General features: G+C 63.8%; 18 protein-coding genes. 7 read left to right on the top strand and 11 right to left on the bottom strand.

The features are described from left to right. Nucleotides 1–2 precede the first annotated feature (2 nt). The 5 genes from AB4Z43_RS26335 to AB4Z43_RS26315 form a co-directional block, all read right to left on the bottom strand. Nucleotides 3–953: an ABC transporter permease gene (locus AB4Z43_RS26335; protein WP_019860281.1), complete on the bottom strand. Its 951-nt coding sequence runs from the start codon at nucleotides 951–953 to the stop codon at nucleotides 3–5. 83 nt (nucleotides 954–1,036) lie between these two features. After that, nucleotides 1,037–2,647, bottom strand: coding sequence for an ABC transporter substrate-binding protein (locus tag AB4Z43_RS26330; RefSeq protein WP_441939533.1), 1,611 nt, complete (start codon nucleotides 2,645–2,647; stop codon nucleotides 1,037–1,039). Between the two features lie 63 nt (nucleotides 2,648–2,710). After that, a complete protein-coding gene (locus AB4Z43_RS26325) occupies nucleotides 2,711–3,403 on the bottom strand; it encodes an HAD-IA family hydrolase (protein WP_441939664.1) in 693 nt (230 codons plus the stop codon). A gap of 264 nt (nucleotides 3,404–3,667) precedes the next feature. Further along, nucleotides 3,668–5,041, bottom strand: coding sequence for an aspartate aminotransferase family protein (locus AB4Z43_RS26320; protein ID WP_441939531.1), 1,374 nt, complete (start codon nucleotides 5,039–5,041; stop codon nucleotides 3,668–3,670). A 10-nt stretch (nucleotides 5,042–5,051) separates the two neighbouring features. Next, nucleotides 5,052–5,891 (bottom strand): GNAT family N-acetyltransferase, encoded by an 840-nt coding sequence (locus AB4Z43_RS26315; RefSeq protein WP_027047224.1) that lies wholly within the window; start codon nucleotides 5,889–5,891, stop codon nucleotides 5,052–5,054. Nucleotides 5,892–6,201: 310 nt separating this feature from the next. On the opposite strand from AB4Z43_RS26315, the gene AB4Z43_RS26310 reads away from it, so the two are divergent. Continuing rightward, nucleotides 6,202–6,870: a haloacid dehalogenase type II gene (locus tag AB4Z43_RS26310; protein WP_019860273.1), complete on the top strand. Its 669-nt coding sequence runs from the start codon at nucleotides 6,202–6,204 to the stop codon at nucleotides 6,868–6,870. Between the two features lie 16 nt (nucleotides 6,871–6,886). Continuing rightward, nucleotides 6,887–8,161, top strand: a complete 1,275-nt coding sequence (locus AB4Z43_RS26305) for an NAD(P)/FAD-dependent oxidoreductase (protein WP_441939529.1) — start codon at nucleotides 6,887–6,889, stop codon at nucleotides 8,159–8,161. Nucleotides 8,162–8,235: 74 nt separating this feature from the next. Here the strand turns inward: AB4Z43_RS26305 and AB4Z43_RS26300 are convergent, their stop codons facing one another. The 6 genes from AB4Z43_RS26300 to argE all read right to left on the bottom strand — a co-directional run bounded on the left by AB4Z43_RS26300 (nucleotide 8,236) and on the right by argE (nucleotide 14,813). Beyond that, a complete protein-coding gene (locus AB4Z43_RS26300; protein ID WP_441939528.1) occupies nucleotides 8,236–9,693 on the bottom strand; it encodes an NAD-dependent succinate-semialdehyde dehydrogenase in 1,458 nt (485 codons plus the stop codon). Between the two features lie 17 nt (nucleotides 9,694–9,710). Next, complete coding sequence (locus AB4Z43_RS26295; RefSeq protein WP_038644698.1) at nucleotides 9,711–10,754, bottom strand: tartrate dehydrogenase; 1,044 nt, start codon at nucleotides 10,752–10,754, stop codon at nucleotides 9,711–9,713. Nucleotides 10,755–10,764: 10 nt separating this feature from the next. Then, entirely contained in the window at nucleotides 10,765–12,228 is a 1,464-nt protein-coding gene (locus AB4Z43_RS26290) for an aldehyde dehydrogenase family protein (protein ID WP_441939526.1), read from the bottom strand. Between the two features lie 149 nt (nucleotides 12,229–12,377). Further along, nucleotides 12,378–12,731, bottom strand: a complete 354-nt coding sequence (locus AB4Z43_RS26285; protein WP_027047222.1) for a cupin domain-containing protein — start codon at nucleotides 12,729–12,731, stop codon at nucleotides 12,378–12,380. Between the two features lie 22 nt (nucleotides 12,732–12,753). Next, a complete protein-coding gene (locus AB4Z43_RS26280) occupies nucleotides 12,754–13,677 on the bottom strand; it encodes a 2-hydroxyacid dehydrogenase (RefSeq protein ID WP_441939523.1) in 924 nt (307 codons plus the stop codon). Between the two features lie 11 nt (nucleotides 13,678–13,688). Beyond that, nucleotides 13,689–14,813: an acetylornithine deacetylase gene (gene argE / locus AB4Z43_RS26275; protein ID WP_441939521.1), complete on the bottom strand. Its 1,125-nt coding sequence runs from the start codon at nucleotides 14,811–14,813 to the stop codon at nucleotides 13,689–13,691. A 238-nt stretch (nucleotides 14,814–15,051) separates the two neighbouring features. Here argE and AB4Z43_RS26270 point away from each other — a divergent pair, with 238 nt between their 5' ends. The 5 genes from AB4Z43_RS26270 (at nucleotide 15,052) to AB4Z43_RS26250 (ending at nucleotide 21,915) form a co-directional block, all read left to right on the top strand. Next, a complete protein-coding gene (locus AB4Z43_RS26270) occupies nucleotides 15,052–15,954 on the top strand; it encodes a GNAT family N-acetyltransferase (protein ID WP_019860264.1) in 903 nt (300 codons plus the stop codon). A 720-nt stretch (nucleotides 15,955–16,674) separates the two neighbouring features. Next, nucleotides 16,675–19,116, top strand: coding sequence for an ATP-binding response regulator (locus AB4Z43_RS26265; RefSeq protein ID WP_441939519.1), 2,442 nt, complete (start codon nucleotides 16,675–16,677; stop codon nucleotides 19,114–19,116). Between the two features lie 5 nt (nucleotides 19,117–19,121). Beyond that, the gene (locus tag AB4Z43_RS26260; protein ID WP_080643975.1) at nucleotides 19,122–19,508 is read left to right on the top strand and encodes a response regulator; all 387 of its coding nucleotides are present in this window, start codon (nucleotides 19,122–19,124) and stop codon (nucleotides 19,506–19,508) included. Nucleotides 19,509–19,765: 257 nt separating this feature from the next. Beyond that, entirely contained in the window at nucleotides 19,766–20,158 is a 393-nt protein-coding gene (locus tag AB4Z43_RS26255) for a response regulator transcription factor (protein ID WP_019860258.1), read from the top strand. Continuing rightward, entirely contained in the window at nucleotides 20,158–21,915 is a 1,758-nt protein-coding gene (locus tag AB4Z43_RS26250) for a YaiO family outer membrane beta-barrel protein (protein ID WP_441939517.1), read from the top strand. Before AB4Z43_RS26255 ends, AB4Z43_RS26250 begins: the two co-directional genes overlap by 1 nt. Nucleotides 21,916–21,917 lie beyond the last annotated feature (2 nt).

Here is a 21,917-nt window from a genome sequence, read left to right as displayed (position 1 = left end):
TGTCACCTGAGCCTCGGGTTGGACATGATGGCGATAATGTCGGCGACGGTGATGAGCAAGAGATAGCCGAGGCAGAAGATCATTGCGCAGCTTTGGATCAACGGCAGGTCGCGGGTCGCAACCGCATCGACCATCAGCTTGGCGATGCCGGGATAGTTGAAGATCGTCTCCACGATGATGACGCCGCCGACCAGATAGGACAAAGACAGCGCAACCGCGTTGACGATCGGCCCGAGCGCATTGGGAAGCGCGTGCTTGAGCACCATGCGGCCGCGTGAAGCGCCCTTGAGAAGCGCCATCTCGACATAAGGCGTGGAGAGCGTTTCGATCACAGCCGCACGGGTCATGCGGATCATCTGTGCGGAGATGACGAAGGTGAGTGTGATCACGGGCATTGCATAGATGCGCACGAGGTCGGTCAGCGTGTGCGCCTCATTGACCGAGGAAAGTGCCGGCAGCCATTTGAGATAGACCGCGAAAAGCAGGACCGCGAGGGTCGCGACCATGAATTCCGGCACCGAGATGACGCCGATCGAAAGGATAGTGACGGTTCGGTCGTAGAGGGAGCCACGCAGCATGGCGGCGGTGATGCCGAGCGTCAGCGCCAGCGGCACCGAGAGCAGGGTGGTGATGCCGGCGAGCTCCATTGTGTTGACAAAGCGCCCGCCGATCAGCGCCGCGACAGGCATCTCATTGGCATAGGAGGTGCCGAGGTCACCGTGGAGCAGGCCGAGAAGCCAGCGCAGGAAGCGCAGGATTGCCGGATCGTTGAGATGCATGGCTTCGCGCAGGCCGGCGACCGCCTCCGGGGTGGCTGCCTGGCCGAGCAGGATCGAGGCGGTATCGCCAGGCAACATGCTGGTGGCGAAAAAAACCGCGAATAGCACTATCAGAAGCGTGACGACCGCGATCGCCAGCCGCTTCAGCACGAGGTTTAGAACCCCAGACGTCATTGAAGCGCTCCTGCGGTTGCGTTCGGCCAAGCCATGTTGCGTAGGTGCCGGGGACCGGCTGTCCGGTCCCCGGCAGGTGCCTCTCAGGCTTCGAGCCAGAGATATTCCGCCATTGCGTAGCCCATCATGCCACCGAGCGGGTTCGCCTCCAAACCCTTCACCTTGCTGGAGAGAGCATCAACGTTGGAAATGTAGGCCGGGATGATGGTGCCGGCCTCCTCTGAGACCATGCCCTGCATCTGGTTGTAGATTTCCTTGCGCTTGGCCTGATCAAGCGAGCCGCGCGCCTCGACGAGCAGCTTGTCGAACTTCTCGGACTTGTACTGGCTTTCGTTCCAGGGCGCGTTGGAGGCGTAGAGGAGCGAGAACAGGATGTCCGGCGTCGGGCGCGGATTGATGTTGCCGAAATGGATCGGCGCCTTGAGCCAGTAATTGTCCCAGTAGCCGTCCGACGGAACGCGCTGGACGTCCAGCTTCATGCCGATATCGGCGCCGGCGGCCTGGATGATAACAGCCATGTCGATCGACGAGGTCGCGGCGTCGGAAGCAATCACGGGGATGGACTGGCCGAGCAAGCCTGACTTCTGGAAGTGGAACTTGGCCTTGTCCGGGTCGAAAGCCTTCGGCTTGATGTCGGGATTGTGGAAGATGTTTGCCGGGGAGACAGGCTGGTCGTTGCCAATCTCGCCAAGTCCACGCAACGCCGATTTGACGATCTGCTCGCGGTTTACCAGATACTTCATGCCAGCCACGAAGTCGGCCTTGTTGCCCGGATCCATGTCGAGCCGGATGTTGAGGTCGGTGTAGTTGCCCGAGGTCGTCTTCGACAACTCGAAGCCCTGCTGCCCGCCAATGAGCTTCATCGCGCGTGGATTGATCGAAGCCGCAAAATTGATGTCACCAGAAAGCAGGGCGTTGACGCGGGCGCTGTCGTCGCTGATGGCGATGAACTCGAAGGAGTCGAGATAGGGCTTGCCTGATTTCCAATAATTCTTGTTCTTGGTGACGACCGACCGCACGCCCGGCTCGAACGTTTGCAGCACGAAGGCGCCGGTGCCGTTGCCCTTGGAGAAGTCCGTGGTGCCGTCCTGGACGATCATGAAATGGTGTAGCGCCAGGATGGTCGGAAGGTCGGCATTCGGGTCGGCGAGCGTGATCTCCACGGTCGACTTGTCGACCGCCTTGAAGCCGGTCATCTGCGCTGCGATCTTGGCGACCTTGGAACCGACCGCCGGATCGAGATGGCGCTTCAGCGAGAACACCACGTCATCGGCGGTGAGAGCCTTTCCATCGTGGAAGGTGACACCCTTGCGCAGCTTCACCGTCCAGGTCTTGGCGTCCTTGCTGTCGAAGCTTTCAGCCAGCTCCATCTGCGTGACGCCGTCCTTGTCGAGGAAAGTCAGGCGGTTGTAGAGCGAGCAGCAGCGGACATAGTCGGTCGACAGCGACGCCTTTGCCGGATCGAGCGTGTCGGCGGTCGAGGACGACCAGCCGGCGGCCTTGAACGTTCCGCCGGAAACCGGTGTGGCGGCGACGGCATTGGTGGCACGGCCAAGCACCATGCTGCCCGCGGCGACCGCGGCGCCGCCGGCCAACAGCATCTTGAGGAGTTCGCGGCGGCTCGCGCCCCGCCGGACGGCATTTTCGACCATGGCATCGTCTGCGCTGGTCCAGTTCGTGATCTTGTCGGTCATATCATTCCCCTTTCTGTCTGTTTTCCGGCTTGCTCGTCTTGCTGCGGCTTTCCGGGTTTGGGCTCAGGTTCGTTCCTTCAGGCTTTCCCGCACGGCTGCGGCAAGGGCGGCCATTGACGTGAAGTGGTAGTCCGGCGCGGTGAAGCGATCGGGCTCGATCGTGCCGCCATAGCCCTTCTGGGCGTGCCGGCGCTCGATCCAGCAATTGGTCACGCCAAGTGCTCGGGATATGCCGATGTCGTGGTACTGACTTTGCGCGACGTGCAGGATGTCATCCTTGCTGTCGCCCCGGGAGGCCACGAAATCGAAGACCTTCTGGAAGAAGGCCGGGTCCGGTTTCTCCGTGCCTGTATCATCGGCCGTGAAGGTGGCGAAAAAGGGCGAACCGAGCTGCTTTTCGAAATGATCTAGTGCCCAACGTCTTGCATTGGTCATGGCGATCAGCCTGTGCGACTTCGCAAGGTCCGCCAATGCCGCCGCGCTGTCGGGGAAGCCTTGCCAGACGCTGGCCGAGTCCCGCAGCTGGATGCCGTATTTCTCCTCGGCCGGCAGGCCGAGTTGCGGCGCGATGGCTGTGTAGACACGCACGAGATCGTCGGGAAACAGGCCGGCATCGGGCATGTAACGGGCCTGCCGGTAGAGGCTCAGCGCTTCCTCGCCATCGATCGAAACGCCGGCCTCGGCGGCAATTCCCGCCAGGCAGGTCGTGATCCCGCCTTCGAAGTCGATCAGCGTACCAACCACGTCGAAGGTCATATATTTGAATTCGCTAAAGCCCCTGGCCAAGACTGGCTCTCCTCTGCGTTCGGCCGAATTGCATGTGTTGAACAGAACAAAATTCCGTGCTGCCTGGGGCGTGGCCTTTCGAAGGCCCGGAGATCCAAGCTTTCTGGCCTTGTCTTATGAGCAGTCTGGCACTTCCCCCGCGCTGGATTCGCCGAAAAGGCGTGAAGGGGCGGCACAAAATTGCGAAATCATCCGCCCCGGCGATATTTCGAGACGCGACATATTCCGCCGCCTTCATGCCACAGCCTGGCGGACATCGGGATCGGCCAGCGTCTGGTCGAGCGTCCGGCGTGTGCGCTCGATGACCGCGTCGATGTCGGCGTCGGTGCAGCAGAGCGGGGGAGCATAGCCGAGAACCCCGTTGGCAAACGCACGGATGATGAGGCCGTTGTCCCACGCCCTGTCGAAGATACGCCGTGCCGGCATTGCCGACGCCGGAAGCGGCGTCTTCTTGTCCTTGTCGACCACCAGTTCGATGGCGGCAAGCATGCCGCGACCGCGTACATCGCCGACAAGCGGATGGTCCCTCAAGCCCTCCAATCCCGCCATCAGGCGGGCACCGGCCTTGATGCCATTGTCCAGAAGGCCGTTTTCATAGAGCTTCAACACTTCGAGCGCGACGGCAGCGCTGACGGGATGGGCGGAATAGGTATAGCCGTGTCCGACGGCCGAACTGCCCGCGCCATCGGCGATGACATCGTAGACATGATCAGCCATGAACACGGCGCCCATGGGAACATAACCCGAGGTCAGCCCCTTGGCGGTCGTCATGAAATCGGGGACGATCTCCTCGTCGGTGCAGGCGAACAGCGGTCCCGTGCGGCCGAAACCGGTGATCACCTCGTCGGCGATGAACAGGATGCCGTACTCCCGGCAGAGTTCGCGCATGGCCCTGATCCAGCCTTTTGGCGGAACGATGACGCCGCCCGAGCCCTGTATCGGCTCGGCATAGAAGGCGGCGACCCGTTCCGGCCCGATCGCCTCGATCTTGGCCTTCACCGCGGCGAGCGATGCGGCGGTGATCGCGTTGCCGTCCTCGCCGATCGGATTGCGATAGGGATAGGGTGAAGGGATCTTGTGCTGCCATTCGAAGGGAATGCCGAAACCGGCGTGAAAGGCGGGCAGGGCGGTCAGGCCCGCGCCGACCACCGACGACCCATGGTAACCCTGTTCGATGGAAATGAACTGGTCGCGTCGCGGCTCGCCTTTGGCATTCCAGTAGTAGCGGACGAAACGGATCGTGCTGTCGACCGCGTCCGACCCGCCAAGCGTGAAAAAGACGTGATTGAGGTCGCCCGGCGCCCGCTCGGCCAGTTCTGAGGCGAGCCGGATCGCGGGCTCCGAACCGAGATCGAAATAGGCAGTGGCGTAGGGAAGCTCGCGCATCTGCCGGGCCGCCGCCTCGACGATGCTGTCATGGCCGTAGCCGGCATTGACGCACCACAGCCCGGCGAAGCCATCGACGAGTTGCTTGCCGGACGCGTCGGTCACGGTCGCCCCTTTCGCCGATTTCAGCACACGCACGCCAAGCGCCTCATGGCCACGATATGAAGCGACCGGGTGGATGAGATGGGCGCGGTCGAGTTCGATCAGCGAATTGGCGAGCATTGTTATCCTCCTAGCCGAGCGCCTGGTTGGCGAGCGCGTAAACTTTCGGCCTGATCCGGTCCGCGCCCGTCCTGGGTGGACGGTCCATGGCCACACCGCCGCCGACATGGGTGAGGCCGATTTCCTCGAGCCAGCTGGCGATGCCGGTCACGCTGCCGGTATCCACGCGCAGGAAGGCGCCGGGACGCGGCGCGGCAAAGAAGCCGATCAGGGCCTTCGCCTCGTCGGCGCTTCCCGCGATGACCGGACCGATCACCTCGCCGCGTCCGAACGGGCGGATCGCGGCATAGGCCTCGATGGCGCCGTTGCGGCGGAAGACGGCGAACTGGCCGCGCTCCGCCAGCGCATCGATCAGAGCTTCGCGGTCGGCGCCATAGGCGTCGCGGTCCAGCGCCTTGATTTCAGGGAGATCGTCGATGCCTGCGGCTGCCACGCCACCGGGCGCACCAAGCTCCGCAACCTTGCCCTGATGCTGCAGGATGGTGCCGGACGGCACGAAGCCCAATTTCTCATAGAGAGGCATGCCGTCTGCCGTCGCGACGAGCCGCAGCGGACGGTTCCCGGCCAAGGCGAAGGCCTGATCCATAAGCTGGCGTCCAAGCCCCTTGCCGCGCGCGTTCCTGTCGACGATCACCATGTTGATCATGGCGCAATCCATGCCGTAGGGCGTGACCAGGATGGTTCCGGTGACGCGGCCCTGACCATCGAGCGCGACCGCGCCGCTTGAAAGCTGCAACGCCATCTGCCAATCCTGCGGGCGATGCGGCCAATTCTCCTGGCGAGAAAGCGCCACGGCGCCCTCGATATGGTGCGGCCCGAAGGCCTGGAGTTCGATCTCGCCCTGCGGCATGAGGCATCCTTCCGTCTGATGCCAAGTTTCGACCATCAGCGCGCCGCAGATCGTCTGAAGGCCCTGGCTTCGACGGTATCTTTCGCCGTAGCGCAGGCGGTGCGCCGCATCTTGTGCTGGCGGTGCAGGCGCCTCACGCCGCGGGCGGCACCACAATCGGCACGCCAGATGCTACAGCGTGCCAAACCGGACCGCGGATACGGAACTTTCTGCTTTCGAGAGGGTGATTTCGGTCAGCTGGGCCGCTGCCTGCCGTCCTATGATGAAATACATCCCAACGCGGATGTGCTTCCACCGGAGATCGACGGACATGGCTTCCTTCAGGCCCAAATACATCACTTTCGACTGCTACGGCACGTTGATCCATTTCCAGATGGCGGAAGCGGCGCGCGACCTCTACGGCAGCCGCCTCGACGAGCCGCGCATGCAGGAGTTCATCAAGAATTTCTCGGCGTATCGGCTCGACGAGATCATGGGCGACTGGAAGCCCTATGCCGACGTCGTCCATAACGCGCTCGAGCGTACCTGCAAGCGCAACGGCGTCGCCTTCAGCGACGACGACGCCAGGATGGTCTATGAGCGCGTTCCGACCTGGGGGCCGCACGCCGACGTTCCGGCGGGCCTGGCGAAGGTCGCCAAGGAAATTCCGCTGGTCATCCTCTCCAACGCCATGAACGCGCAGATCATGTCCAATGTCGAGAAGCTCGGCGCGCCGTTCCATGCAGTCTACACGGCCGAGCAGGCGCAGGCCTACAAGCCCCGTTTCAAGGCCTTCGAATACATGTTCGACAGGTTGGGTTGCGGCCCGGAGGATGTGCTTCACTGCTCGTCTTCGTTCCGCTACGACCTGATGTCCGCGCACGATCTCGGCATCAAGAACAAGGTCTGGGTCAATCGCGGCCACGAACCGGCCAACCCGTACTACGGCTATGTCGAGATATCGGACATTTCCGGTCTGGCGGGCGTCGTTGGGCTCTGAAACAGGCGGATTGCCGATGAAGTTCGTCTCCTACTGGCATGATACCGCCCCGGTCTTTTCCGGCCGGGCGCAAGGCCCGGTCGAGGGGCACTATGATGCCGCCATCATCGGTGGCGGCTTCACCGGCCTTGCCGCCGCGCGCCAGCTGGCGAAGGCCGGTGCCAAGGTGGCCGTGCTGGAGGCGGAGCGTGTTGGCTGGGGCGCGTCCGGGCGCAATGGCGGACACCTCAACAACGGCCTCGCCCACAGCTATCTCTCGGCCAAGGCGGAGCTCGGCAAGGAGCGGGCAATCGCGCTCTACCGGGCGCTCGACAGTTCCGTCGACACCATCGAGGCGCTGGTTGCAGAAGAGGGCATCGACTGCAATTTCCGCCGCGCCGGCAAGCTGAAGCTCGCCTCGAAGCCGCAGCATTTCGAAGCGATCGCCCGCAACTTCGAAGCCCTCCATGCCGAGGTGGACCCGGATACGGCGCTGCTGTCGGCGGCCGATCTCAAATCCGAGATCGGCTCGCCCTTCCATGGCGCGATGCTGTCGAAGAAGAGTGCCATGATGCATATGGGCCGCTATGTGGCGGGTCTCGCCACTTCTGCCACCCGCCATGGCGCCGTCATCCATGAGAACACGGCGGTGACCGATCGCAAGCAGGCCGGCAGCAGGCATGAGCTGACCACTTCGCGCGGCCGCATCAGCGCCGACAACGTGCTGGTGGCGACCGGCGCCTACACCACGCCTGACTTCAGCTATTTCCGCCGCAGGATCATTTCCGTCGGCAGCTTCATCATCGCCACGCGGCCGCTAAGCGACGCCGAGATCACTGCCACCATGCCCGGCAACCGGACATGCGTGACCTCGATGAACATCGGTAACTACTTCCGGCTCTCGCCGGACAATCGTCTAATCTTCGGCGGCCGCGCACGCTTTTCGGCGACATCGGATCAGCGCTCCGACGCAAGGAGCGGACAGATCTTGCGGGCGGGCCTCGCGGCGATCTTTCCGCAGCTTGCCAAGGTTGAGATCGACTATTGCTGGGGCGGGCTGGTCGACATGACCAAGGACCGCTTTCCGCGCGCCGGTTACCATGACGGTGTCTGGTACGCGATGGGCTATTCCGGCCACGGTGCGCAGCTTTCCACCCATCTCGGCATGATCCTGGCCGATGCCATGCTCGGCCGCGAGGACCGCAATCCGCTCAAGGGCCTCGAATGGCCATCCATTCCCGGCTATTCCGGCAAACCCTGGTTCCTGCCGATGGTAGGCCTCTACTACAAGGCGCTCGACCGGGTGAGGTAGGGCAGTAGGGCAGTAGGGCAGGGCAGTAGGGTGCTGTCTTCCGTACTGCCGTATTGCCTTACTCCCTTACTCCCTTACTGCCCTATTCCCATGTGGAAGCTCTTCATCTCGAGATATTCCTCGATGCCGGCCTGCGCGCCCTCGCGGCCGAGGCCGGACAGCTTGACGCCGCCGAAGGGGGCGACTTCGATTGAGACCGAACCGGTGTTCAAGCCCACCATGCCGAACTCCAGCGCCTCGCCGACGCGCCAGGCGCGTTTCAAATTCTCGGTGTAGAAATAGGAGGCAAGTCCGTAGGGCGTGCCATTGGCCAGCGTGATCGCTTCCTCTTCCGTCTCGAACCGGAAGAGCGGCGCGACCGGACCGAACGTCTCTTCACCGGCAAGCTGCATGTCCTTTGTGGCGCCGCTCAGCACCAGCGGCGCGACATACTGAGGGCCCTCCGGCAGCACCGGTTTCTCGGTGATGATGGCAGCACCCTTGGCGAGCGCGTCCTCGACGTGGCGGTTGATCTTCTCGACCGCCGCCATGTTGATCATCGGCCCGATAGCGACGCCGGGCTGCGTGCCCGGTCCCACCGTCATGGCGTTGACGCGAGCCGAAAGCTTGGCGGCGAAGGTTTCGTAGACACCGGCCTGGACGAGGATGCGGTTGGCGCAGACGCAGGTCTGGCCACCATTGCGGAATTTTGACACCAGCGCGCCCTCGACGGCGAGGTCGAGATCGGCGTCGTCAAAGACGATGAAGGGCGCGTTGCCGCCGAGTTCGAGGCTGAGCCGCTTCACGCTGTCGGCCGCACCGCGCATCAGCAGCGAGCCGACGCGCGTCGAACCGGTAAAGGAGATTTTGCGGACGGTTTCGTTCGCCATGATCTCGTTGCCGATCTCCGTGGGCATGCCGGTGACGATGTTGATGACGCCGGCGGGAATACCAGCCCGTTCGGCAAGCACGCCGAGCGCCAGCGCCGAATAGGGCGTGAACTCGGACGGCTTGATCACCACGGTGCAGCCGGCGGCCAATGCCGGCGCGACCTTGCGAGTGATCATCGCATTGGGGAAATTCCACGGCGTGATGATGCCGCAAACGCCCACCGGCTCCTTCAGCACGATGATGCGACGGTCTTGCGTCGGCGAGGGGATGGTGTGGCCGTTGATGCGGCGCGCCTCCTCCGCGAACCATTTGACGAAGGAGGCGCCGTAACGGATCTCGCCTTTGGCCTCGTCCAGCGGCTTGCCTTGTTCCGTCGTCAGGATCAGCGCGAGATCGTCCAGATGCGCCAGCATCAGGCCGTGCCATGCCTCGAGGAGGCCAGCACGCTCGGCGTTGGTTTTCTTCTTCCAGTCGCCATAGGCGGAGGAGGCGGCGTCTGTGGCCGCGCGGGTCTCCGGGGCGGCCATGTCCGGTACGGTGCCGATGGCAGCCTGCGTCGCCGGATCGATGACATCGACAGTCTTGCCGGAGCCGGCAGCGACCCATTCGCCGCCGATCAGGCCGGCTTCGCGGAAGAGATATTTGTCTTTCAGGTTTTTCATCGAAAACGACCTTGCAATCAGGTGAGCGCCGCGACGACCGCGGCGGTGATGGCTTCCGTGCGGTCCTTGCCGGCAACGGTGCCTATGCCTCTGGCGGTTGCGGCTTCGACCGCCTTCATGACGCGGTCGGCCGCGGCCTTTTCGCCGAGATGATCGAGCATCATGGCGCCGGACCAGATGGTGGCGATCGGATTGGCGATGCCCAGATGCGCGATGTCGGGCGCCGAGCCATGCACCGGCTCGAACATGGACGGCGCCGAGCGGTCGGGATTGATGTTGGCGGAGGCGGCGTAACCGAGCCCGCCCTGGATCGCTGCGCCGATGTCGGTGAGGATGTCGCCAAACAGATTGGAGGCGACCACCACGTCGAGGCTCTCCGGCGCCATGATCATGCGCGCGGCGAGCGCATCGACATGATAGCTGGTCACTTCGACGTCAGGGTAATCCGCAGCCAGCTTTCGCGCGATCTCGTCCCAGAACACCATCGAGTATTTCTGCGCGTTGGACTTGGTGACGGAGGCCAGCTTGCCCCGCCGCGACCGCGCCTGTTCGAAGCCGAAGCGCAGGATGCGCTCGACACCGGCGCGAGTGAAGATCGAGGTCTCCACCGCGACCTCGTCCAGCGTGCCTTGATGCACGCGCCCGCCGGCGCCGGAATACTCGCCTTCGGTGTTCTCGCGGATGCACAATATGTCGAAACCTTCCGCCCGCAGCGGCCCTGTCACGCCCGGCAGCAGCCGGTGCGGCCGGATGTTGGCGTACTGCACGAATGCCTTGCGGATCGGCAGCAGCAGGCCGTGCAGCGAAACGGAATCCGGCACCTCCGCCGGCCAGCCGACCGCGCCGAGAAGGATGGCGTCGAAGCCGCGCAAGGTCTCGATGCCGTCCTGCGGCATCATGCGGCCGGTCTCCTTGTAGAATTTGCAGGACCAGGGGAACTCGGTTCCGGTCAAGGCAAAGCCCGCGTGTTTGGTTGCGGTCTCCAGCACTGACCATGCGGCGGCGGTCACATCGCGGCCAATGCCGTCACCGGGGATCAGGGCGATCGAATAGGACTTCATCGGCATCTCTCTAGAGGCTGATCAGGACGCTCTTGGTCCTGCGGTTGGCGAGATAGGCCTCGCGGCCGAGGTCCTTGCCGATGCCGGAGCGCTTGTAGCCGCCGGTCGGCAGGATATGGTCGCGCGAGCGGCTGTAGCGGTTGACCCAGACGGTGCCCGCTTCGAGCTTGCGCGCGAGGCGGATGGTGCGGGACAGGTCTGAAGTGAACAGGCCGGAAGCCAGTCCGTAGGTCGGGTGGCTGGACAGCGCCAGCGCCTCCTCCTCGGTCTCGAAGGTCTGGACGGTCAAGACCGGGCCAAAGATTTCCTCGACGATCGCCGGATTGGCCTGGTCTACATCTGCGATCAGCGTCGGCTCGTAGAAATAGCCTGGGCTGTCCATGACCCCGCCGCCGGTCAGGCATTGGCCGCCGGCTTCGACCGCGGCCCGCACGATGCCGTCGACACGCGCCCGCTGCCGCTCCGAGATTATGGGCGAATACTGCGTCGCCTCGTCCCAGGTCGGGCCGGGCCGTACCGCCTTCATCTTCTCCAGGATCGCGGCCGTCAGCCTGTCGGCCACGCTCTTCTCGACAATCAGGCGCGTACCGGCCACACAGGCCTGGCCGGCGTTGAAGGTGACGCTGCCGGCAATCGCGGTCGCCGCCTTGTCCAGATCGGCATCGGCAAAGACGATCTGCGGGCTCTTGCCGCCGAGTTCCAGCGTCATCGGCTTGACGCCGGTGCGGGCGACATTCTCCATGATGGCCGAGCCGGCGCGGGTCGAGCCGGTGAAGCTGACCTTCGCGATCTCGGGATGTCCGGTCAGTGCCGTGCCGGTCGTCGGACCGTCGCCCAGCACCACGTTTATGAGCCCCGCCGGCAAGCCTGCTCTGACGGCGAGTTGTGCCATGTAGACTGCCGAAAAGGGCGTCATTTCCGACGGCTTCAGCACGACCGCATTGCCCGCCGCCAGCGCCGGACCAAGCTTCCACCCGGCCATCGAGATCGGAAAATTCCAGGGTGTGATCGCGCCGACCACACCATAGGGCTGGCTCATGATCATGCCGAGAGTGGTGTCGTCGGTCGGCACCAGCTCGCTGCCTTCCTTGTCGGCGAATTCGGCAAAGAAGCGAATCTGCTCGGCAGTCACGCCGATGTCGCCGGCGACGAGCTGGCCGACGGGCCGGGTCGAGCACAGCGCCTCGATTTTTGCCAGCGTTTCGGCTTCCGCCTCGATCAGGCCGGCCCAAGCCTGGAGTGCCCTGGTGCGCTCGCGCGGCCGGACGCCGCCCCAGTTGCTGGCCTTTAGCGCCGCCTTGGCGCTCGCCACCGCGCGGTCGACCATATCAACGTCCGCCACCGGGCTGGCGGCGTATGCCTTGCCATCCGACGGTCGGCGCATCTCGAGCGCACCCTCGGTCGCGATGAGTTCTCCGCCGATGAAATGGCCGACGGGAAGGGAGACGGTATCCGGGTCGAAGCTCAGGCCCATGGGCGCCTACTTTCAGCTATTCTGGACGACCCTAGCGCGGGCAGGAGCGCAGCATGCGCCGTTCGGCGATCGGTCGCGGATGATTGTTGCGTGCTGGCAATGAGGGACGGCAAAATCTGTTGCGGAGGCCAGCGCCTCAGGCGGAGCCGTTACCCTACTGTGACGTAGATTTTGCGCACCGTTTCGATGGTCTTCCAGACACCGGTGAAGCCAGGCTTCATCACGAAGCTGTCGCCGGTGCGGTAAGTCACCGCCTCGCCGCCATCGGGCGTGATCTCAATCACGCCGGTGAGGATATGGCAAAACTCGAAGGTCTCCCCCTTGATCGAGCGCGTCTCGCCGGGCGTCGCTTCCCAGACGCCGGTATGGACGAGATCGCCCTTGGCCGTGTCCTGCGCCCAGGTCTTGAAGGCGGGGTTGCCGGCAATCAGCCGTTCGGGCAGCGCCTGGGATTCACGCGGCGGGAAGGCGGGGCTGGTGTCGACGGTCTTGAGCAGGGACAAGGGATGGCCTTTCAGGTTGGATTCAATAGCCGCGCGACCGGTCGACGAGCCCGATGGGGTCGAGGCCGGCGCGGTGGCGTCGGATGTTTTCGATGACGGCCCGCGCGGCTGTCGCGGGCTGAGTGACGCTGGCGACATGCGGGGTCAGGATGATCTTCGGATGCCGCCAGAACGGATGGCCCACAGGCAGCGGTTCGGGATCCGTGACGTCGATCATCGCCGCCGAAAGGTGGCCGTGGTCGATCGCGGCGACAAGCGCCTCGTGGTCGAGCTGCGGTCCCCGGCCCGTGTGAACGAGCGCCGCGCCCTTGGGCAGTTTCGCGAACAGGTCGGCATCGAGGAAACCACGCGTATCCCCGGTCAGCGGAAGCAGGCAAACGAGTATGTCGCTGGCCGCGAGCATCTCCTTCAGTCCAAGCTCGCCATGATGACAGGATACGCCCTCGATCTGCCGTGGCGAGCGGCTCCAGCCGGCGAGCGGAAAGCCGAAGGGTTTCAGGCGATCGAGGACGGCCTGCCCGAGTTGCCCGAGGCCGAGCACGCCGATCCGGCGCGACCCGGCTTGGAGTTGCGTGATGTCGCGCCATTGGCCGGCGCGCTGCTGCGCGAGATAGGCCGGCAGGTTGCGGTGCAGGGCGAGCACGGCAAGCGTCACATACTCCTGCATCATGCGCACGATGCCTGCCTCGATCGTCCGCACGATCTTCACCTGTTCCGGTACGGTATCGAGGTGGAACTGGTCCGCGCCGGCGCCAATGGAAAACAGGATCTCCAGGTTCCTGTAGCGCGCGAGGTCTTCTGGTGCAGTCCAGGCAATGAGATAACGCACCGCGTCGGGATCGACCGTCGCGGCATCCATCGTGAAGGGTACGTCCGGCAGTTCTTTGGCGAAGGCTTCGGCGAAGATCGCCCCGCGCCGCGCGTCGGAATTGAACAGGAATGTCATTCCGGTTCCCTTCAAGCCGCGCAGCGGGCGCCCAGCGCCTCGGTCAACCGCTGGCAGGCGGCGAGTTCACTCGCGAGAATGTATTCGTCAGGCTTGTGGGCGCGATCGATGTCGCCTGGTCCGCAGATGATCGCATCGAACCCGGCGTCCTGGTAAAGTCCGGCCTCCGTGCCGTAGCTGACGGCGGCAAGCGGCACCTCGCCTGTCAACTCGCGCAGAAGTGCCGCCAGTGCCGCGTCTTGTGGGAGCGACAGCGCCGGATAGGCGCTCATCGGTTTCCACTCGACCCGAAAGCCTTGGGCCGCAAGCGCCTCTGCCCGTGCCTTGACGGGCGCGAGCAGGCTGGCAGGGTCGACGCCGGGTACGGCGCGCGCCTCAAGGTCCAGCGTGCAGGTGTCGGGAATGATGTTGACCTGATGTCCACCCGCCACCACGCCGGCCTGCAGCGAGGAGTAGGGCGGCTCGAAATCAGGGTCGAACGGACCGTTCGTCAGCCGCTCCGCTTCGCTCACGGCCCCACTTAGCGCGCCGGCCATGGCGTGGATGGCGTTGAGGCCGAGATCGGGCCGCGACGAATGGCCGGAGCGCCCATTGATCATCAAGCGGGCGGCTGCCTTGCCCTTGTGGCCGCGCACGGCGCGCAAGCCGCTCGGCTCGCCGACGATCACGCCGAGCGGCTTGGCGCAGAGTTCGGGAAGGCGGGCGATCAAATGCGGCACGCCGCGGCATCCCACCTCCTCGTCATAGGAGAAGGCGAAATGGATCGGCCTGGCAAGGCGCAGTGCCGCCAGCGTGGGCACGGCGGCGAGCACTGCGGCCAGAAACCCCTTCATGTCCGTGGTGCCGCGTCCGTAGAGCCGTTCGCCCTCCTTGCGCAGCGCGAAAGGGCTCGAACTCCATTGCGGCTCGCTAGCGGGAACGACATCCATATGGCCGGACAGGATATAGCCCGGGACATCACAGGGGCCGATCGTCGCGAAAAGATTGGAACGATCGCCTTCCGGCCCTGGAAGCAGCGTGACCTGCGTCGCGTGTTTTGCGAGATAGGCTTCGATCCAGCCAGCGATGTCGCCGTTCGGTTTGCCGGCGACCGATGGAAAGGCGACGAGACGGTCGAGGATGTCGAAGACGTCCATTCCTGCCCTCAAAACGTTCGGGTTCGCCGGGATCAGTGCCGTCGACCATATGCTGCTAGATTTCCGGAGAGAGTGTGTGCATTCTTGCGCTATTGCGTGCCGAAAGCTGAAATGTTTCAGTTGAATCTTGCGTTGCTGCGCGGCTTTCGAGCTAATCGTACCGGTCCGCTCGTTTAGCGTTGGCGGGCAGAGGGTGGCCATCGGTGTGCGGCGCTCAGGACGACAATCTTTTAGGGGCATGGACTTGAAGCCGTCGGGAAGCTTGAAGATCGACACTTTCTCGATGCGGATCGGCGACATCGAAGGCGTCGAACTGGACCGCTTGCACGCGCACTCGCTCGCTGTGGGATGGCCGCATCGCGCCGAGGACTGGCAATTTCTGCGTGAATCGGGAGAGGGGGTCGTGGCCCTCGACGAGATCGGCAGGGTTCTAGGTTCGGCTATGTGGTTCGCGCATGGTGACGATTTCGCCACCGTGGGGATGGTCATCACATCGCCGCGACTCCAAACGCTGGGAGCGGGGCAATGGCTGATGAAGCGGGTCTTCGACAAGGTGGTCGGTCGCGATCTGCGCCTCAATGCAACGCGCGCGGCAAGGCGGCTCTATCTCTCGCTCGACTTCCAGCCGGAGAAGACCGTTTATCAATGCCAGGGCATCGCCCGGATGCAGACGATGGCTGGGCCGGCAAATGCGCGAGGCGATGTCCGGACTTTGGACGCAAGGGATATTCCTGCGGCAATCGCGCTCGACGCGGCAGGATTTGGCGTGAGGCGGGCGGCGCTCATTGAAAAGCTTTTCGCGCATTCGGTCGGCTATGGTCTTTTCAAGGGTGACAAGCTGAACGCGTTCGCGCTTTGTCGGCCGTTCGGGCGTGGCCATGTCGTGGGACCGGTCGTGGCGGAAAGCGACGCCGACGCCGTGGCGATCGTCCGGCCGCACGTGGCCGACCATTCGGGGTCTTTCCTGCGGATCGACACCCACATGGACACTGGCGAGTTCGCCGCCTTTCTGTCGCACAGCGGAATGCCGGTTTTCGACACAGTGCTCACTATGTCCATGGGCAAACGCCTCAACGATTTTGCCGTCGGCGACGCCGTTGCACCGGTGACCTATGCACTCGCCAGTCAAACTCTCGGGTAGTTGACCCAGGACCCGTACCGTCGCGGCTGCCCCACCTCGCGTCACTCTTGCGGCGCTAGCCAACGGCACCATAAATTTCTCGGTAAATAATTGATTTTGCTGCATAAATTTCAAATTTTTTAGCTGTCAATGTCGCTTCCCTCTACTCATTTGTGTTACCTATTGTGCTACTTAGCGGACAAATTTGAGGGCTGAGCGAAACGACTTTGGGCCTCTTCGTCAATTTTCTCCGTCTCGTTGATGGCGCTCGTCACACGTAGCTCGGCCCTGCCGGTTTCGAAAGACCTTGCAACGACACGTGCGGTAATCGGCGGCAACGATGTGCAATTGGGCCGCTCCTGATTCGGCAGCAGGCATCAAAAATGCTCGAAGACGAGGTGCCGATCCAGCCGCCGTGCGGAGGAGCCCCTCTCGGCATTCAGCGGAGCGGGGCGTCCAGAAAAAAGGTGCCGGCTGTAGGAGTCCGTGAGCCCGTAGGGGGCTTGGACGTATCAACCGTCACGGCGGCGCGGCCGAGCACGTCGGGGCCATCGTCAGTACGCGGCGATGCCCGTGCCGAAGATCAGGCTTCGACTTGATGCTCGATAAGCGCGCTGTACCAAGACGCCTGCCATGTGGCTGCCCATGTCGCCTTTGCTCGGGGTGCCAGAGGTCCGGCCCTGCGGACTGGTGCGCAGCTTCTTTAGCCGATATTCATCGGAAAAAAGGAGTCGGAAAATCATGACCGAGATCTGGCAATCACTCCTCGCCAATCTTGCCCTGGTCTCCGTCCTGGTCGTCGCCTGGGACCTTGTCGCCGATTTCACCGGGCGTCTCTCGCCGCGGATACAGTCGCTGCTTCTCGGCGCGGTCATGTGCGTGGGGGCGGTCATTTCAATGGCGACCGCCTTGTCTGTCTCCGGCTTCGTGGTCGATCTGCGCGCCGCTTTTATCGGCGCCGCGGCGTTCTTCGGCGGATGGCCGGCAATGCTCGTTGCCACGACCGGCTCCATTGCCTATCGCCTCTATCTTGGCGGGCAGGGGGCCAATGTCGGCGTCATGGGTATCCTGATCACCGCAGTCGTCGGCCTGGCATGGCACCACATTGTCGCGGCCCGGTCGCGCACGATGCTCGACATATTCGGCTTCGGCGTGTCAGTTGCACTCGCCGGGCTGATCACGCTCCTGGTCATACCCCCGCAAGTCATCACAGGCCTGATCCAGCAGAGCACGTTCCCGTCCCTCCTGTTCCGCTTCCTCAGTACCATGGTCATCGGCATCCTGCTCGACCGGCAACAGCGGCGGCGCGATCTCTCCATGTCCAACATGATCTATCGGGCCATGGTTCGTGAACTGCCGGACTGCCTGAACATAAAGGATGTGGACGGCCGCTTCATCGCCGCCAATCCCGCCACCGCCGAAATGCTGGGGGCCGCTTCAGTCGAGGAGCTCATCGGCAAGACCGATTTCGATTTCTATTCGAAGGACGTGGCCGAGCGCTTCAGGCAGGACGAGGTGGGCGCACTGAAGGCGGGGCAGACATTGCGCATCGAACAGCCGGCGGTCTTTCCGGATGGCAAACAGGGTTGGCTTTACACGCTCAAGGCGCCGTTCCGCGACGAGGCCGGCAAGATCACCGGTGTCATCACCTACAATCGCGAGATTACCGAGCAGAAGCGAAACGCTCAACTCAAGAACGATTTCATTTCGACGGTCAGTCATGAGCTGCGCACCCCTCTGACATCCATCCGCGGCTCGCTGGGCCTGATCGCGGCGGGCGTGGCGGGTGAATTGCCGCCGAAGGCCGCCAACCTCGTCAATATCGCCCACACCAATAGCGAGAGACTGGTTCTTCTCATCAACGACATCCTCGATATGGAGAAGATCGAGTCAGGTGTGATCGCCTTCAAGATCAAACAGATGCCTGTGCGCCCGATCATGGAGCAGGCCATTGCCGCTAGTTCCAATTACATGGCCGAGAGCCGGATACGCATCGTCCTGGTCGACGATGCACCGCGCGCCGAAGCCAACATCGATCCGGACCGCCTGCACCAGGTGATGGCCAACCTTCTGTCGAACGCGATCAAGTTCTCGCACGCCGACGGCACCGTGATGGTGAAGCTACAGCGTCGCGATCGCGACATGTTGCGCATCTCGGTGATCGATCAGGGGACGGGTATCCCCGAGGCGTTTCGCAGCCGTATATTCGGCAAGTTCGAACAGGCCGACGCGTCCAGCACCCGCAAGAAAGGCGGCACCGGCCTCGGCCTCAGCATCGTCAAGACCATCGTGGAGAAGCTGGGCGGCGCCGTTTCCTTCGAAACCGAGGAAGAGAAAGGAACCTCGTTCCACGTCGACCTTGCCGAAGCCCGCAGGCTCCACCCGAGGCCGTATCCGCCACCGCGCCCGCCGCGGGAGCCCGATGGCCGCCTACGGGTTCTGATCTGCGAAGACGAGACCGACATCGCCACGGTGATTGCGGCACTCCTGGACTCGGAAGGCTTTTCCAGCGACGTGGCCCCGGACATCGCCACCGCGAAGGCGCTTCTGCAGTCCCGCGATTATGCGGCACTGACACTCGACATCAAGCTGGCAGAAGAATCGGGTATCAAGCTCTTCCATGACATCAGGGCGTCACCAGTGAATTCCGACATTGCGGTCATCGTCATCTCCGCCGTCGCCGATGAGGCCAGGCGCTCGCTGAACGGCACCGCGGTCGGCATTGTCGACTGGTTGGAGAAGCCGGTGGATTCGGGGCGGCTTCACGCCGCTCTTGCCAAGATCGTCGCCAGCAGGAATGAGCAGAGGCCGAAGATCCTCCATGTCGAAGACGACGAGGGTGTGCTAGCCGTAATGTCGGCAGGGCTGGGCTCCGACGTCTCGATCATCTCGGCGAAAACGCTGCAGGAGGCACGGCGGGCGGTTGCGAAGCGTCGCTTCGACCTGGTCATCCTCGACATAGCGCTTCCAGACGGATCGGGACTGGACCTGCTCGCCGATCTGCCGCTGGAGACCGGAGTCATCGTGTTCTCGGCGGCCGAACCGGACCAGAAACTCGGCGATCGGGTGCAAGCGATGATGACCAAGACCAGGGCATCGGAGATCGATGTGGCAAAGCTGGTCAGAACCATGTTGGCCTCATCGCGAGATGGCACCAGACCCGCCGCCCGTGCCAAGGAGTGACGATCATGCCGGCAAGAATCCTCTACGTGGATGACGAGGACGATATCCGCGAAATCGCTCAGATGTCGCTGGAGCTCGAGCCGGAATTCGAGGTGCGGTCCTGCTCTTCGGGCGCCGCGGCGCTGACCGATGCCGCCGCATGGCATCCCGACCTCATCTTGCTCGACGTGATGATGCCGGACATGGACGGGCCGGAGACGCTGAAGCGCCTGGCTGCTTCACCGCTGACGGCGTCGATACCCGTGGCCTTTATCACCGCGCGCACCCAGACGCATCAGGTCGAGCGCTATCTCGCCATGGGAGCGATCGGCGTCATCGCCAAACCCTTCGATCCGCTGGCCCTCGCCGGCGAAGTCAGGAAGCTGCTCTCGGAGCATCCCGGGCGCGCGTAGCCGCTGGGTCGAAGGCAGCGGCAAGAAGCCTGTCAGCAAGCTCCGTTTGCCGTTTAGGGCACCTATACCATACCCCAATATTCATCTACTGATTGTATCGAAATACGGCCGTCGCGAATCGGTTTTATTTATGATTGCGCGGCATCGGCCGGCGCGGGAGACCCGCACCGGCCTTGTTTGCATGGACCGCATTGGCGGATGTCGGTTCATGGGTTGATCACTCCGGGGGGCACGAGGCGTGAACCGGAGCAGCACTGGTGAATGGAGCGAAGGCAAGAGTTCTGATCTGCGATGATGACCCCTTGTTGCTTGAACTGATGGAATTCAGGCTGAGGGCGAAGGGATACGAGGTCATCACGGCAGTGGACGGTGCCGAGGCACTGGCGAAGGCGGAACAGGAGGGACCCGACATCATCGTGCTCGACGCGATGATGCCCAAGGCCGACGGCCTGGAGGTGCTGGCTCGCCTCAAGAGCGACCCGGCCCTGTCAGACACGCCGGTGGTGATGCTGACCGCCCGCAAGGCCGAAAGGGACATCGTCTCGGCCCTCGAGAAGGGAGCTGACGACTATCTGGTAAAGCCATTCATCCCCGAGGAACTGCTGGCCCGGCTGGCGCGTTTGATCGCGCGCAAGAATGGGAAACGCTGATGAGGCGCAGCCGGCGCACAGCGCTTGCCGCATGCCTGATCCTGGCCATCGCGGCCACTCCTGGTGCGGTGCTTGCGCAGACGGTCGATGAGCTCTACGCGTCCGCCGTGAAAGCCAGGCAGGCCCGGCATTTCGACGAGGCGGTGGATCTGCTTCGGCGCGCACTCGCGCTCAAACCCGACAACGCCGATGCCCTGGTTCAGCTCGGCTTCGCCGAGCTCGGCCGCAACGATCTGGCGGCGGCGCGCGACGCCTTTTCCAAGGCGCTTTCCCTTGCTCCGACCTATCAAGATGCCAGCTTCGGCCTGGCCGAGATCGAGTTCCGTTCGGGCAATCTGGATGCCGCGCTGCCGCTCGCCGAATCGGTGGCGCGCGCCCAGCCCGGCAACACCGACGTCGCCGCGCTTGTAGAGAACATCCGCAAGGCCATAGAGGCCGCCGGCAGTGAAGCGAGGAAGGCGTCGGTGGCGGCCCCGGCGCCGAGGGCGAAACCGCCCCTCCGGCGGCACGATCCCGTCGCCGGCCTGATGGAGCAAGGTCGGCGGTTGCGAACAACGGGAAAGCTGCCCGAAGCGGAGAAGGTTTATCGCCGCGCGCTTGGGCTGGCGCCGAAGAACACCGACATCTTGGTCGCCCTTGGCCTTATCGTGGGCTCCAGCCAGCGGTTCGACGAAGCCGGGCATTTCTTCGACCGGGCGCTGGCCATAAAGCCCGGCCTTCTCGACGCGCGGATCGGCAAGATCCGCCTGGCGATTTGGCAGGGCGACGTGCCGGGCGCCCGCGCGCTGGTCGATGACGTGTTGGCCTCGTCGCCGGACAATGTGGAGGCGCTCGACCTCGATGCCAAGATCGCCCTGCTCGAGGCCGACTACACGCGGGCCGGGCAGTCGTTCCAGCGCGTGCTTGCGATCGATCCGCGCAATGCCGAGGCGCTGGTGGGGATCGGCGATGTGCGCCGCGCCCAAGGCGACGACGATGCAGCGCGGCAGGCCTACAGAGAGGCGCTCGCCATCGAGCCCGGCTCTTCCGACATCGAGAAAAGACTGGCCGTGCCGCCCCCGCGCAAATGGCGGCTCGACCTCGGCACCGAGGCGAGCGATCTCACCAACGGGCTGGGAGACTGGACCGACAGCTCGGCTGGCCTTGCTTATCGGCTGTCGCCGCGCACGACGGTTTCGGGCCGCACCCGCGTGGCAACCCGCTTCGGCCGCACCGACGTTCAGATCGAGGGCCGCATCGACAAGGCCTTCTCGCCTGCCTTCTCCGCCTATGCGCTCGCCGCGGTGACGCCGGACGCCGATTTCCTGGCGCGCTATTCGATCGGCGCCGGCGCGTCCTTGCAGGTTATGGCGGCGGCGAAGGCGTTCGGCCCCTTGTCGCTCAACATCGACACCCGCTACGACAATTTCACCGACACAGACGTCACCAGTGTCTCGCCCTGGGTGCAGGCCTATATCTTCGACGGCCGGCTGGGGCTTTCCGCCCGCTGGGTGCATGCGGCCGACGATATCGGCACGCGCGCGGACGGCTATGTGCTTAGGGCCGACCTTGCGATGACGCAGCGCTTCAACCTGTTCGGCGGCTATGCGGACGCCCCCGAAATCTCCGACGGCACGCTGGTGCCGACGCGCACCGTCTTCGGCGGCATCTCCTGGGACGTCAACGATCCGCTGACGCTCCGCGCCAGTATCGCACATGAGCAACGCCCGACATTCGACCGAAGCACATTCGGGCTCGGCTTGACCGCGCGGTTCTGATC

Origin of the sequence: Mesorhizobium sp. 2RAF45, assembly GCF_052115225.1 — a bacterium.
Lineage (GTDB): Bacteria > Pseudomonadota > Alphaproteobacteria > Rhizobiales > Rhizobiaceae > Mesorhizobium > Mesorhizobium jarvisii.
This window is presented reverse-complemented; position numbering and strand designations above follow the sequence as displayed.